The sequence below is a fragment of the Variovorax davisae genome, from assembly GCF_030316845.1.
GTDB lineage: Bacteria > Pseudomonadota > Gammaproteobacteria > Burkholderiales > Burkholderiaceae_C > Variovorax > Variovorax davisae.
In genome coordinates this window covers 255524-269106 of the sequence record NZ_JASZYS010000006.1, presented here as the reverse complement: position 1 = coordinate 269106, position 13583 = coordinate 255524, and the positions used below count along the sequence as shown (strand labels likewise).

14 protein-coding genes are annotated in these 13583 nt (G+C 72.6%); 10 read left to right on the top strand and 4 right to left on the bottom strand.

The window, feature by feature from the left end:
• Position 1: 1 nt before the first annotated feature.
• From QTI33_RS16180 to QTI33_RS16145, 8 genes are all read left to right on the top strand, one after another.
• Positions 2 to 1348, top strand: a complete 1347-nt coding sequence (locus tag QTI33_RS16180; protein ID WP_286507114.1) for an ATP-binding protein — start codon at positions 2 to 4, stop codon at positions 1346 to 1348.
• Positions 1341 to 1727, top strand: coding sequence for a response regulator (locus QTI33_RS16175; RefSeq protein ID WP_286507113.1), 387 nt, complete (start codon positions 1341 to 1343; stop codon positions 1725 to 1727). Before QTI33_RS16180 ends, QTI33_RS16175 begins: the two co-directional genes overlap by 8 nt.
• Positions 1724 to 2146, top strand: coding sequence for an ATP-binding protein (locus QTI33_RS16170; RefSeq protein WP_286507111.1), 423 nt, complete (start codon positions 1724 to 1726; stop codon positions 2144 to 2146). The genes QTI33_RS16175 and QTI33_RS16170 overlap by 4 nt, the downstream gene beginning before the upstream one ends.
• Before the next feature lie 21 nt (positions 2147 to 2167).
• Positions 2168 to 2512, top strand: coding sequence for an STAS domain-containing protein (locus QTI33_RS16165; RefSeq protein ID WP_286507109.1), 345 nt, complete (start codon positions 2168 to 2170; stop codon positions 2510 to 2512).
• Positions 2509 to 3396, top strand: a complete 888-nt coding sequence (locus tag QTI33_RS16160) for a patatin-like phospholipase family protein (RefSeq protein WP_286507108.1) — start codon at positions 2509 to 2511, stop codon at positions 3394 to 3396. The genes QTI33_RS16165 and QTI33_RS16160 overlap by 4 nt, the downstream gene beginning before the upstream one ends.
• On the top strand, positions 3393 to 4301 hold the full coding sequence (locus QTI33_RS16155; protein WP_286507107.1) for a patatin-like phospholipase family protein: 909 nt from the start codon (positions 3393 to 3395) through the stop codon (positions 4299 to 4301). The genes QTI33_RS16160 and QTI33_RS16155 overlap by 4 nt, the downstream gene beginning before the upstream one ends.
• On the top strand, positions 4298 to 5482 hold the full coding sequence (locus QTI33_RS16150) for a PP2C family protein-serine/threonine phosphatase (protein WP_286507106.1): 1185 nt from the start codon (positions 4298 to 4300) through the stop codon (positions 5480 to 5482). Before QTI33_RS16155 ends, QTI33_RS16150 begins: the two co-directional genes overlap by 4 nt.
• A gap of 61 nt (positions 5483 to 5543) precedes the next feature.
• Positions 5544 to 5957, top strand: a complete 414-nt coding sequence (locus tag QTI33_RS16145) for a YXWGXW repeat-containing protein (RefSeq protein ID WP_286507105.1) — start codon at positions 5544 to 5546, stop codon at positions 5955 to 5957.
• Positions 5958 to 5966: 9 nt separating this feature from the next.
• Here the strand turns inward: QTI33_RS16145 and QTI33_RS16140 are convergent, their stop codons facing one another.
• Both QTI33_RS16140 and QTI33_RS16135 read right to left on the bottom strand, forming a co-directional pair.
• Complete coding sequence (locus QTI33_RS16140) at positions 5967 to 7169, bottom strand: M20 family metallopeptidase (RefSeq protein WP_286507104.1); 1203 nt, start codon at positions 7167 to 7169, stop codon at positions 5967 to 5969.
• A gap of 6 nt (positions 7170 to 7175) precedes the next feature.
• Positions 7176 to 8069 (bottom strand): LysR family transcriptional regulator, encoded by an 894-nt coding sequence (locus QTI33_RS16135; RefSeq protein ID WP_286507102.1) that lies wholly within the window; start codon positions 8067 to 8069, stop codon positions 7176 to 7178.
• A 109-nt stretch (positions 8070 to 8178) separates the two neighbouring features.
• Between QTI33_RS16135 and QTI33_RS16130 the strand changes: the two genes are divergently transcribed.
• Both QTI33_RS16130 and QTI33_RS16125 read left to right on the top strand, forming a co-directional pair.
• The gene (locus tag QTI33_RS16130; RefSeq protein WP_286507101.1) at positions 8179 to 8931 is read left to right on the top strand and encodes a sulfite exporter TauE/SafE family protein; all 753 of its coding nucleotides are present in this window, start codon (positions 8179 to 8181) and stop codon (positions 8929 to 8931) included.
• 77 nt (positions 8932 to 9008) lie between these two features.
• The gene (locus QTI33_RS16125; protein WP_286507100.1) at positions 9009 to 9713 is read left to right on the top strand and encodes a Crp/Fnr family transcriptional regulator; all 705 of its coding nucleotides are present in this window, start codon (positions 9009 to 9011) and stop codon (positions 9711 to 9713) included.
• A 6-nt stretch (positions 9714 to 9719) separates the two neighbouring features.
• On the opposite strand, the gene QTI33_RS16120 is transcribed toward QTI33_RS16125, so the two are convergent.
• Positions 9720 to 10373 carry a peroxiredoxin family protein gene (locus tag QTI33_RS16120; RefSeq protein ID WP_286507099.1) on the bottom strand — a complete coding sequence of 218 codons (654 nt, stop codon included), beginning with the start codon at positions 10371 to 10373 and terminating at the stop codon, positions 9720 to 9722.
• Between the two features lie 22 nt (positions 10374 to 10395).
• The gene (locus tag QTI33_RS16115; RefSeq protein WP_286507098.1) at positions 10396 to 13560 is read right to left on the bottom strand and encodes an ATP-binding protein; all 3165 of its coding nucleotides are present in this window, start codon (positions 13558 to 13560) and stop codon (positions 10396 to 10398) included.
• Between the last annotated feature and the right edge of the window lie 23 nt (positions 13561 to 13583).

Below are 13583 nucleotides of genomic sequence, written 5' to 3'. Positions count from 1 at the left end.
CATGACCGCCGAGGCGGCCGTCGCCGTGCCGCGGCGCGTCCACCCGATCGTCGAGCTGGACTACGGGGTTCGCCGCTGGGCCAACCTGCTGGTGCTGGTGGTGCTGTTCTCGCACTTCCTGGAGCGCCCGACGCCGGCCTGGGTCTGGGCGCTGCTGCTCTTCCACGGCCTGCTGTGGGCACCGCTGGCGCGCTGGCTGGCCCGCCGGGCCGAGGACAGCCGCCAGGCCGAGCACCACAACCTGATGCTCGATGCGCTGTTCTTCGGCGCCTTGAGCGGCCTGGTGTCCTTCGGCCTGTGGCCGAGCACGCTGATGCTGGGCTCGGGGCTGCTGTCGATCCTGAGCCTCGGCGGCGCCCCGCTGGCGCGGCGCGGCTTCGTGGCCTGGCTGGCCGGCGCGCTGCTGGGGGCGGCCGCCAACGGCTTCGACCTGCAGCTGGAGTCGTCGCTGCGAACCGCGCTGCTGTCCGTCACCTGCTTCGTGCCCTACCTGCTGATGTTCGGCTTCCATTCGTATTCGCAGTCGCAGCGGGCCCAGGAGGCGCGGCGCGAGGTGGTCCAGCGCAACGAGCAGATCACGCTGAAGAACCGCCAGCTCGAGCTGGCCCGCATGCTGGCCGACTCGGCCAACCGCACCAAGAGCGCCTTCCTGGCCAACATGAGCCACGAGCTGCGCACGCCGCTGAACGCGATCATCGGCTACAGCGAGCTGCTCGAATCCGAGTTCATGGACATCGGCGAGGCCGAGCGGGTGGGCGACGTGCAGAAGATCCGCGACGCCGGCCGGACGCTGCTGGCGATGGTCGAGAGCGTGCTCAACCTTTCGAAGGCGGAGGCCGGCCAGGCGGAGGTCTTCCATGCGCCGTTCCATGCCGATGAACTGGTGGACCAGGTGGCGCAGGAGATGCGCGAGCAGATCGAGCGCAACGGCAACGTCTTTCGCGTGTCCTGCGAGGTACCGACGCTGCGGCTGCTGGGCGACGACGAGAAGATCCGCGAGATCCTCGGCCACCTGCTGTCGAACGCCGGCAAGTTCACGCGCGACGGCGAGGTGACGCTCGACGTCCGCCACGAGCCCGACACCCAGATGCTGGTGCTGCGGGTGGACGACACGGGCATCGGCATCTCGGGCGCGCAGCGCGAAGCCCTGTTCCGCGCTTTCGCCCAGGCCGACAGCTCCAGCACCCGCCGCTTCGGCGGCAGCGGCCTGGGGCTGGCCATCACGCGCCACTACTGCGAACTGATGGGCGGCACGATCGAGGTCGACAGCCAGCCGGGCGCCGGCGCCCACTTCACGGTGCGGGTGCCCGCACCCGTCGCCGCACGGAGGGGCCTTGCCCATGCCTAGCCCGCACAGGATCCTGATCGTCGAGGACAACGAGATGAACCTCGACATGCTGACGCGCCGGCTGTCGCGCCAGGGCTTCGAGATCTCGGCCGCCGCCGACGGCGCGCAGGCGGTGGCGCTGGCGGCGAGCGCGGCGCCCGACCTGATCCTGATGGACATGAGCCTGCCCGTGATGGACGGCTGGCAGGCCACCCGCGCCTTGAAGGCCGAAGCGGCGACACGGGCGATCCCGGTGATTGCGCTGACCGCGCACGCGATGTCGGGCGACCGCGAACGCGCCATGGCCGCCGGCTGCGACGACTTCGACACCAAGCCGGTCGAGCTGGCACGGCTGATGGACAAGATCGCCCGCGCGCTGGGCGCGAAAGGCCCGGCATGACCAACAGGCTCAGCATCACCCGCACCGCCACTTTCGACAACCTGGCCGACCTGCTCGCGGTGGCCGACCAGGCCTGCGAGCGGGCCGGGGCCAGCCGCGAGGTGCGCGACGCGGTCCGGCTGGCGGTCGAGGAGGTCACGGTCAACGTCATCACCCACGGCTACGCCGACGAGCCGCCGGGCCCGATCACCATCGAGCTCGACTGGGACCGCTGCCCGATGACGATCGAGATTGCCGACCGGGCGCGCGCCTTCGACCCCCGCTCGGTGCCGCCGCCCGCGTTCGACACGGCGCTGGAAGACCGCCCGATCGGCGGCCTCGGCTGGCACCTGGTGCGCCAGATGGTCGACGAGGTGCGCTACCGGCCCGATCCCGAGCGCGGCAACCGCCTGACGCTGCTCAAGCAGATCCATCCCTAATTCCAGATCAGAGGAGTTTCCATGCAGATCGACATCACCCCCGGCGACGTCACGGTCGCGGCCATCAGCGGCAGCGTCGACAGCCTCACCGCCGAGCACCTGATGCAGACCCTGGGCCAGGCGGTCAGCGGCCAGCGGGTGCGCCTGGTGGCCGACTTCAGCGCGGTCGTCTACACCAGCAGTGCGGGCCTGCGGGCGCTGCTCGCAACGCTCAAGGACGCCCGGCGGCAGGGCGGCGACTTCCGGCTGGCGGGCGTGCAGCCGGCCGTCCTGAGGGTGCTGGAGCTTTCGGGCTTCACCAGCATCCTCAAGCTCTACGGCGATGTCGGGTCCGCCGTGGCGAGCTTCGACGCCGAAGTGCAATGAGGCCGCCGGCCGGCGCCCCGGGCCGCAAGCGCATCGCGCTGGTGATCGGCTCGGGCAGCGTCAAGTGCGCGGCCGCGATCGGCATCCAGAGCGTGCTCAAGCGCGAAGGCTTCGAGCTCGACATGGTGGTGGGCTGCAGCGCCGGTGCCATGTATGCGGCGGTGATGGCGGCCGGGCACGATGCCGAGGTCGCGGCCGGCATGACCCGCAGGCTCTGGACCAAGGAGGTGGCCAGCAAGCGCAACACGCGCGGGCTGCTGCAGACCCTGGCGCCACGCTGGATGGGCTTCGACAAGGGGACCTACGGCCTGCGCGACGACCGCCTGATCATGCAGCGCCTGCAGACCGCCTTCGGCGACAGCCGCATCGAGGACCTGCCCACGCCGCTGCACATCACGGCCACCGACCTGGCCAACGGCGAGCAGGTGGTGCTGTCCTCGGGCCGCGTGGTGGACGCGCTGCGCGCCAGCATCGCGCTGCCCTTCGCCTTCTCGCCCTGGACGATCGGCGGCAAGCTGCTGATCGACGGCTTCCTGTCCGACCCGATGCCGATCGGCGTCGCGATCCGGCAGGGCGCCAACGTGATCGTGGCGGCCGGCTTCGAGAGTCCCTACCAGACCAGCATCCATTCGGCCGGGCGCTTCGCCTTCCAGCTCAGCGCGATCATGTCCAACAACCTGTTCAAGTCGAACTACGCCTTCCACAGCCTGGCGCACCACAGCGAGATCATCCCGATCATTCCGCGCTTCGAGCAGCGGGTGCGGCTGTTCGATACCGACAAGATCCCCTACATCATCGAAGCCGGCGAACGCGCCGCCGAGGAGCAGCTTCCCTACCTGCGCGAGTTGATGCAGCAGGCGGTCGAGCCGGCGGCCCACGCATGAAGCAGGGCCATCCCGGCTTGCCTGAGCGCCGCCGGCCGAAGGTGGCGGTGGTGATCGGTTCGGGCGGGCTCAAGTGCGCGGCCGCGCTCGGGGTGCTCAAGGTGCTGCAGCGCGAAGGCATCGGCATCGACATGGCGATCGGCTGCAGCGGCGGCAGCTTCTTCGCTGCCGCGATCGCGCTCGGCGCCGACGACATCGACGCCATGGCCGCGGGCTTCGCGCGCGGCTGGAGCGGGACCTTCGGGCGGGTCGACTACCGCACCATGCTGCGTCTGCTGTTTCCGCGCCTGTTCGGCTTCGGCCACCGCTTCGGCCTGCTCGACGACCGGAAGGTCAACCGCGCGATCGAGGCCTTCACGCGGCAGCGCAGCTTCGCCGACACCCGCATTCCGCTGCACCTGGCGGCCACCGACTACGCGAGCGGCGAGAAGGTGGTGCTGTCGCAAGGCAAGCTGGCCGACGCGATCCGCGCCAGCATCGCAATCCCGCTGGTGCTGCCGCCCTGGCCGGTCGAAGGACGGCTGCTGTTCGATGGCGGCGCTTCCAACCCGGTGCCGGTGGACGTGGCCACGCGCGAGGGCTGCGACATCGTCATCGCGATGGGCTTCGAGGAGCCGCTCGACGGCCAGGTGCGCTCTGCGATGCAGTTGGCGCACCGCGCCATCTCGATCTCGGTCAATCACTTCATCCGCTCGCAGTACGCGCTCCACAGCCTCACGCACCATGCGGAGGTGATCCCGATCCTGCCGGTGTTCGAGCGCCGCATCGGACTGCGCGACCTGAGCGAGCTGCCCTACATCATGGCGCTCGGGGAGCGCGCGGCCGAGCGCGAGATTCCGTACCTGCGCCGGCTGCTTGCCGCCGGGACGACGGCCATCGACCCTTTGCCGGAGCGAGCGCGGTGAACGCCACCACCGTCGCCCCGGCACGCGCCCTGGTGGTCGACGACAACGAGATGAACCGCGACGTGCTGTCGCGCCGGCTGCAGCGCAGCGGCCATGCGGTCGAGGTGGTGGACAGCGGCGAGCGCGCCCTGGCGCGGCTGCGGACGCAGCCCTTCGACCTGATCCTGCTCGACGTCATGATGCCCGGCATCGATGGCTACGAGGTGCTGGCGCGCCTGAAGCAGGACCCGGCGCTGCGCCATATCCCGGTCATCATGATCTCGGCGCTCGGCGAGACCGACAGCGTGGTCCGCTGCCTGGCGCTGGGCGCCGACGATTACCTCACCAAGCCCTTCAACCCGCTGATCCTGCAGGCCCGGGTCGACGCCTGCCTGCTGAAGAAGCGGGTGCACGACGGCGAGCTGCGGCAGCTGCAGAGCATGGAGCGCGAGTTCGAGATCGGCCGCGCGATCCAGACCGGCTTCCTGCCCGAGTCGCTGCCGGTGCCCGGCGGCTGGGACATCGCGGTGCGCTTCCGGCCGGCGCGCCAGGTGGCGGGCGACTTCTACGACGTCTTCGCGACCTCGTCGGGCGGCATCTTCATCGTCGTCGCCGACGTCTGCGACAAGGGTGTCGGCGCGGCGCTCTACATGGCGCTGTTCCGGACCCTGATCCGCGCCACGGCCAGCCAGCCGTTTCCGGAGGGTACCGACGCGACGGCCATCCTGCTGGCGACCGCCTCGCTCACCAACGACTACATCGCGCGCGTCCACGGCCGCGCCAACATGTTCGCTACCGCCTTCCTCGGCATCCTGGACGCTGCAAGCGGCACGCTGCAGTACGTCAACGCGGGCCACGATCCGCCGCTGGTCGCCGGCGCCGAGGGCAGCCGGCGCCGGCTCGGCCTCACCGGACCGGCGCTCGGGCTGCTGGCCGAACAGCGCTTCACGGTCGGCGTCACCCATCTGCAGCCCGGCGACCTGCTGCTGGGCTACACCGACGGGGTGGTCGAGTCGACCGGCACCGACGGCGCCTTCGGGGAAGCGCGGCTGCTGGAGGCCCTGCGCGAGCCTCCGGGGTCGTCCGATGCGCTGCTGCAGCGCATCGAGTCCGCGCTGGACGTCTTCAGCGACGGCGCCGAAGCCTCGGACGACATCACGATGGTGGCGCTGCGACGCGCCGGCACGGCCGAGGCAGCGTAGCTTGCGTTTCGATACAGGCGGGGTCCCTAGAATCGGCGACCACGATTGAACGGAGTTCCTTTTGCGCATTGCCACCTTCGCCCTTGCAGCGCTCGCTGCAGCAGCCACCTTGCCGGCGCTCGCGCAGGTCAACATCAACATCAACGTCCCCGGCCTGGTGCAGGTGGCACCGCCGCCGCCGCGCTACGAAGTCATGCCCGGCCCGCGTCCGGGCCAGGTGTGGGTGCCGGGCCGCTGGGTCTGGAACGAACGCGACTACGTCTGGCACGGCGGCCGGTGGCAGCGCGACCGGCCCGACTACGTCTACGCGCCGGGCCGTTGGGTGCAGGCGGGCGGCGGCTGGCGCTGGGTCGATGACCAGTGGAAGCCCGGCAAGCCGCCCAAGCACGGCAAGCACGGTCGCGGCCATGACGACGACCATGACCACGATGGCTACCACTGCCCGCCGGGCCAGGCCAAGAAGGGCCGCTGCTAACCAGGGGCTTCAGCCGCGCTGCAACAGATTCAGCGCGGCGCGGTAGATCCGGTAGACCGGCCCGATGCTGTCGAGCGCGATGCGTTCGTCGGCGGCGTGGATGCGCTCGCCGCGCAGGCCGAAGCCGCACAGGGCGGGCACGCCCAGGCCATGCAGGTAGTTGCCGATGTTCGACGGCCCGGCCACGCCGGTCGGCAGCTCGATGCCCAACTCGGCGCGGCCCGCCTCGCGCAGCGCCGCGACCATCGGGTGGGTGTCGGGCACGCGGTAGGCGGGCCAGCCGCCGAACCATTCGATGGCGGTGGCGGCCGCGCCGGCATGGGCGGCGTCCTGCCGCTCGACCGTGGCCTGCACCAGCGCGCGCGCCTGCGCGTCGTCGAAGCCGGGCGTCAGCCGCAGGTCGATCCGCAACTCGCAGCGATCGGGCACCTGGGTGTACCCGCCGTCTCCGGCCTGGATGCCGGTCAGGGTGAGCTGGGGCGCCAGGCCGAAGGCCGGATCGGTCGGCGGCAGCGGCGCGGCTTCGAGCGCGCGCGCCAGCGCCGTGGCCCGCGTGATGGCGTTCAGGCCGCGCCGGCGGCTGGCGCCGGCATGGGCGGCGATGCCGTGCACCACCAGCCGGGCGCGCAGGAAGCCGCGGCCGCCGGTGACGATCCTGTCCATGCCCGGGTAGCCGATGAGGACGCCGTCCGGCCGCGGCGCGGGCCCATCTCCCGGCGGAGGGTCGAAGAACGCGCGGGCGCCCCCGAAGCGTCCGGAATGCTCGTCGAGATCCAGCAGCAGGCCGAGCCGGCCGGCGAAGCCTTCGGGCGCCGCGCCGAATTCCGCCAGCAGGTGCGCGAACAGGGCCGCGCCGCCCTTGGAGTCGGCGCTGCCGCGGCCGTGCAGCCAGCCGTCCTCGATGCCGGGATCGGTCGGCGAGCGGGTCCAGCTGGCGGCATCGCCGAAGCCCGCGGTGTCGAGCGTGGCGTCGAGCACGGTCCAGGGGCCGCCGGGCCGGGCGCCGGCGATCTCGGCATAGAGGCCCAGCGGCTGGCCGTCGGCGCCCTGCAGCCGGCGGCAGGCCAGGCCCCGGCGGCGGAACCAGTCTTCCATGCAGCCCAGCACCGGTTCAGTCGCATCGGCGCCGGCGCGGCTCGGCGTGCGCACCAGCGCCTGGAGCAGGGCGACGATCGAGTCGGTCGGGACTGGCGGGACGGGCGGGCTGGCCATGCGCGGCTATTGTGGCGCCGGCGCCAGCAGGTGCTGCAGCAGGCGGCGCGCGGGCAGCGGCAGCGCGTCGGCATCGCGCACGCAGGCCAGCAGGTGGCGGGCGGCCCAGGCCTCTGCGATCGGGATGGCCCGGATGCGCGGCAGCGACGGCGAGCGCTCGGCCGCGGCCTTCGGCACGATGCCCACGCCGATGCCCTGCTCGACCATGCGGCAGACGGCCTCGAAGCTGCGCACGCGCACCCGGTAGGCCAGCCGCTTGCCGAGCCGGCGGGCGTGCAGCGCCACGTGGTCCTGCAGCGGGCTGCCTTCGGCCAGGCCGATGAAGCGGCAGTCGACCACCTCGGCCAGCACCACGCGCCGGCGCCGTGCCAGCGCATGGCCGCGCGGCACCACCAGCACGAGGTCGTCGCGCCGGAAGACGAAATGCTGCAGGCCCTCGACGTCGACCACGTCGGAGACGATGCCGATGTCGCACAGGCCGGCGCGCAGCGCATCGACGATGTCGCTGCTGCCCTGTTCCTCGAGGTCGACCGAGATCTGCGGATGCTGCGCGAGGAAGGCGCCGAGTGCCTCCGGCAGGTGCTCGGTCATCGCCGAGCTGTTGCACGACAGCCGCACGTGCCCGCGCAGGCCGCCGCCGTATTCGCCGAGCTCGCCGCGCAGGCGCTCCATCTGCTGCAGCACCAGCCGGGCGTGGTGGGCCAGGGTGCGCCCGGCCTCGGTCGGCCGCACGCCCAGGCGGGAGCGCAGCAGCAGCGGCGTGCCGAGGTCGGCCTCCATGCCGAGCACGCGCTGGCTCGCGGAGGCCAGCGTCATGTGCGTGCGGGCCGCGCCGCCGGTGATGCTGCCGGACTCGACGATGTGCTCGAACAGTCGCAGGTCGGTGAGGTCGAATCGCATGGCCGGCAAGGTAGCACGCCGGGCCTCAGGCCGAGCCTCAGGCCGGGCCTGAGGCCGGCTCTGAAAGTTCCGCATTGGCAGGCCGCGCCGGGCCCGCGACACTGGCCCGATGCTGGATTCCGATCTTTCCCTGTGGGCCCTGGTGTCGGCCGTCTTCGTGCTGGCGGGCCTGGTCAAGGGCGTCATCGGGCTCGGGCTGCCGACCTTGTCGATGGCGCTGCTGGCCGTGTGGATGCCGCCGGCGGCCGCCGCCGCGCTGCTGATCGCGCCGTCGCTGGTGACCAACCTGTGGCAGCTCCAGCCCTGGTCCGGCGTCCTGGCCATGCTGCGCCGCCTGGCCGGCATGCAGCTCGGCATCGTCGCCGGCACCCTGCTGGGCGCCTGGTGCTTCGGCGCCCCGGCCGGCTCGGGGGCGATGCTCGCGCTCGGCCTGGCGCTGGCCGGCTATGCGGCCTGGGGCCTGCTGGGGCGCCCGCTCGCGCTGCCCGCGCGGCATGAGGCCTGGCTGGGCCCGGTGGTGGGCGCGCTCACCGGCGCCGTCACGGCGCTGACCGGCGTGTTCGTGCTGCCGGCGGTGGTCTACCTGCAGGCCTTGCGGCTGCCGCGCGACGAACTGATCCAGGCGATGGGGCTCTCTTTCACCAGCTCGACCCTGGCGCTCGGCGTGGCGCTGGCCGGGCAGGGCGGCTACTCGGCGCCGGGGGCCGGCGCCTCGCTGGCGATGCTGGTGCCGGCGCTGGCGGGCATGGCGCTGGGCCAGCGGCTGCGCCAGCGGATTTCGGTGGCGGTTTTCAGGCGCTGCTTCTTCATCGGCCTGGGGCTGCTGGGGCTCTACATGGCGGGACGTGAATTGCTGCGTTGAGAATCCTGTGCGCCGACGCACAATCTAGCGCGCGGCGATGGGCCGACGGCCCACGCATGGGGCGAACAGGAGTACGCATGTCAATGGCACTGTTGTGGGACACCGCGGTCGCGACCCTGACATCGTCGCTCGCCACCCCGGCGGGCATCGTGGCCGCCTGTTCGGCGACGGTGGCCGGGGCGCTGGTGGTGGTGAGCTCGTTCGTGAAGACCATGATTCCGCTGCGCTGCCTGGCGGTCGGCGGCAACCTCGGCTTCCTCCTCTACGGTGCGCTCCATCCTTCGCTGATCATGATGCTGTTGCATGGCGCGCTGCTGCCGATCAACATCTGGCGCACGGCGGAGATGGTCCGCCTGACGCGGCGCGTGACCGCGGCGGCGGCCGAGAACGACCTGTCGGGGGTCTGGCTGCGGCCCTACATGCGCAGCGCCCGGATGAAGGCCGGCCGCGTGCTGTTCCGCAAGGGCGATGCGGCCAGGCACCTTTATTTCCTGGCCTCGGGCCAGATCGAGTTCGTCGAGATCGGCGAGATGATGGAGGCCGGGCGCCTGTTCGGCGAGATCGCCTTCTTCGCGCCCGACAAGCGCCGCACGCTCACGGCGCGCTGCGCCACCGACTGCACCGTGCTGCGGATCGACGAGACCACCTTCAAGCAGCTCTACTTCCAGAACCCGGCCTTCGGCTTCCAGGTCGTCAACCTGGTGACCTCGCGCCTGATCGCCGACCGCCACCGGCTCGAATCGCTGATGGCTTCCAGCCGGCCGGCGCCGCTGGGAAGCTAGTCGACGTCAAGCCACGCAGGCGCGGGCGGCGTCCAGGATCATGGCCTCCGAGGGCAGCTTGCCGATGCCGGCCAGCCCTTCGCGGGCGCACTCGATGTCGTGCCAGCGCACGATGCCTTCGCGGTCGATCATGAACATCGCCTTCAGCTGCGGCCACTGGCGGTCGACGTCGCCGAGGTCGGTGGGCGTGCAGACGTAGTTGTCGAGCGCTTCGATGGCCTTGGCGGCCTGCGGGATCGGCAGCGGCTCGGGCAGTTCGCCCGTGGGATTGACGCGGGTTTCCTGCAAGGCCTGCAGCAGCTCGGGCGTCGGCTCGGGCTTGGGCACGCGGTAGGCGCGGTGGGTCGACAGGGCGGGGTCGGAGGCCAGCCGCAGCGGGGTCGGCCGGAACTTGAAGTAGAGCCGGGCGTTTTCGGGGTCGGTGGCCACCACCACCAGGCTTTCGACGCCGAGCGCCTTCAGCTTGACCTCGAACTTGCCGATCTGCACCAGCTGGCGGCGGCAGAACGGGCACCACAGGCCGACCATCAGCGCCAGGAAGAGCGGGGTCCGCCCGCGGTAGTCGGCCAGCGACACCGTCCCGGGGCCGGCCACCGCCGGCAGCGCGAAGTCGGGGGCGGCCTCGCCGGGGGCCACGGGGGGATTCATCGAGGAGGTCATGGACAGACTCCTTCCGGCAGGTTCAGCAGAGGAACGGAAGCACCATCAGGGCGTCGGGCTCGAGGCCGGCGCGCTCGCAGACGGTCTGTGCCTTGGCCAGGTAGGCCTCGGCCTGCGCGATGCGCCCGGCGTCGAGATACAACGTCGCCAAACCATCGTAGCAGGGAAAGAGCAGCTGGGGTTCGTCGACCTGCTCGGCCAGTTGCAACGCCTCGTTGTAGGACTCGAAGGCCCGCGCGTGGTCGCCGTGGCACTGGTAGATCTGGCCCAGCACGATCAGCGGCACGGCCAGGTGGTCGAGCAGGCCGAGCCGGCGGTCCAGGCTGGCGGCGGCGCGCGCGGCCTCGATGCCTTCGTCCTCGCAGCGGTTGGTCAGGGCGCAGTAGGCGACCGCGAGGTTGGCGTACAGCCGCGACTGGAAGCCCAGGTCGCCGACCTTGCGCGCGGTCTCGAGCCCGCGCAGGCAGGTCTCGATGCTGCGCTGCGGATCGAGCGTGGCGTACAGCACGCCGAGGTTGGTGTAGCCCCGGCAGGCCGCCTGCAGCAGCTGGTGCCCCTCGGCCTGGGCGACGCTGCTCTCGATCCGTTCCACCGCCTCGGACGGCCGGCCCAGGCGCGCCAGCGCGACGCCGAGCGTGTTGCAGGCCTCGGCCCGCACCACGGTGGCCTCGCGGGCGCGCGCCCGGGCATCGGCGGGCAGCTCGGCCAGCGCGCGTTCGGCCAGCGCCAGCGCGGCCGCACTGTCGCCGGCGCGGAAGGCGAGCCGGCCCATCTCCTGGAACAGGTGGGCGCGCTCGATCGGGTCGCCCTGTTCACCCAGGCCCGCCAGCCCGGCGTCGAAGCAGGCGCCGGCGCGCTCGCGGTCGCCGGCCTCCCAGTGCAGTCCGCCGGTCTTGCGCAGGGCGCGCGCCAGGCGCACCGGCTCGTGGCGCTCCGCGGCCGCCTGCCGGACCTGCTCGTACTGGGCCAGCGCCTCGGCGCGCCGCCCCTGCAGGCCGAACAGGTCGGCCAGCCGCTCGCGGGCGTCGAGCGCCATCGGCTCGACCTCGGCGGCGCTGGCCGGCGTGTCGGCCGGGGCTTCGGCCAGCGTGCGCAGCGCGCGCTCGTAGTGGCGGATGGCGTCGTCGTTGGCGTAGACGGCGCGGGCCCGGTCGCCCGCCGCCAGCAGGTAGCGGGCGCCGCGCGCCTTGTCGCTCGACAGGCTCCAGTGGTGGCCGAGCGCCTCCAGCTCGGCCAGCCGGCGCGGGTTCGGGCCCTCGCCATCGACCGGCAGCGGCTGGCCCGGGGCCGCCATGTCCTCCAGCGCCTGGCCGGCCCGCCGATGCAGCTCGGTGCGCCGGGCCAGCAGCAGGTTCTGGTAGGCGACCTCGTGCAGCAGCGCCTGCGTGAAGCGCCAGCGCGGCCCGCCTGCCGGGTCGGCGCGCACCAGGTCGGCGGCCGCCAGGCGGCCCAGGGCGGCCCCGGTCGAGGGCGGGTCGCTGGCGACCCGCTGCAGCAGCGCGGCGTCGAACTCGGCGCCGAGCACGGCCGCCTCCTGCAGCAGACGGCGGTCCGGCGCCTCCAGCCGGTCGATGCGCGACAGCAGCAGGCCATACAGCGTCGACGGCACGGCCGCCGCCTCGTGCGTGGGCTGGCAGTGCCAGCGCGCGCCCTGGCGCACCAGCAGGCCGGACCCGGCCAGGCTGCGGACGATCTCCTCGACGAACAGCGGATTGCCGCCGGCCCGGGCGGCGACCAGGTCGCGCACCGGCGCCAGGGCGTCGCCGTCGGCGCCGCCCAGCAGGTGGCCCACCAGCGCGCCGGCCTGCCGGTCGTCCAGCGGCTCCAGCGCGATGGTGGAATGCGCCGCCCGCAGCGGCCGCAGCGCGCGGGCGTCGGGGCGCTGCGCGGCCAGCAGCATCAGCGGCCGGTCGGCGAGCTGGTCGATCACGTCGCGCAGCAGGTCGGCCGAGGCGGCGTCGGCCCACTGCATGTCGTCGATCACGATGACCACCGGCTGGCGCGCCAGCCGGCGTTCGAGCATCGCCCGGGCCGCCAGCGTGATCTGGCGCTGCAGCTGTTCGGGCTCGATGTCCTGCGGCCGGGCCTCCTCGATGCCGAGCAGGTGGCCCACCACCCGGGCCACCGCGTCGACCTCCACGGGATCGGCGCCCAGCGCCTGCAGGCCATCGTGCAGCTTGCGCCGGGCCACCGCCAGCGAGTCGTCGGCGCGGATCTGGTAGACCTCCCGGAACAGGGTCCCGAAGGTGCCGTAGGTCGGCTCGCCGTGCGACGAGCAGGCGGTGCGGCGCACGCCGGTCGAGGCCAGGCGGCCTTCGGCCGCGAGGCGCGCGAACAGCTCGGCCAGCAGGCGCGACTTGCCGGCGCCGGCCTCGCCGACGATGCTGACCAGCTGCGCCTCGCCGCCCTGCATGCGGTCGAAGGCCGCCAGCAGGCGTTCGATGGCGTCGTCGCGGCCGACCAGCGGCGCCGCCAGTCCGAGTTCGGCCAGGCCGCGCGCGGAGACCGCATCGGTGCGCGCGCCGCGCAGTTCATGGACCCGCATCGGCTGCGCCTTGCCGCGCAGCGCCAGTTCAGTGGCCGGCTCGAAGTCGAAGCAGTGCCGCACCAGCGACCAGGTGGCGTCCGACACCAGCACCGTGCCCGGCAGCGCGGCCGAGAGCAGGCGCGACGCCGTGTTGACCGTGTCGCCGGTGACCGCGTAGGCGCCGCCGGCGCCGCTGCCCAGGCTGCCGGCGACCACCGCCCCGGTGTGGACGCCGATGTGCAGCGTCACCCCGCGGCCCAGGCGCGGGCCCCATTGCCGGCTCAGGTCCTCGACGCGCTGCATCATGTCCTGCGCCGCTTCGAGGGCGCGCAGCGGGTCGTCCTCGTGCGCGCGCGGGGCGCCGAACACCGCCATCACGGCGTCGCCGACGAACTTCTCGACGAAGCCGTCGCCCTGGGCGATGGCCTGGGCCATGGTCTCGAACAGGGCGTTCTGGAACGCGCGCACCGTCTCGGGGTCGAGCTCCTCGGCCAACGCCGTGAAGCCGGTGAGGTCGGCGAACAGCACCGTGACCTGGCGCCGGTCGGCACTGGGCTCGGGGTCGGGCGGGCGCGGGCTGTCCAGCCGGCGCCCGCAGCGCTGGCAGAACGATGACGAGGGCAGCACTTCGGCGCCGCAGCCGGCACAGGTGGTGGTCATGGGGCGTCCCGAGCCGGATGCTG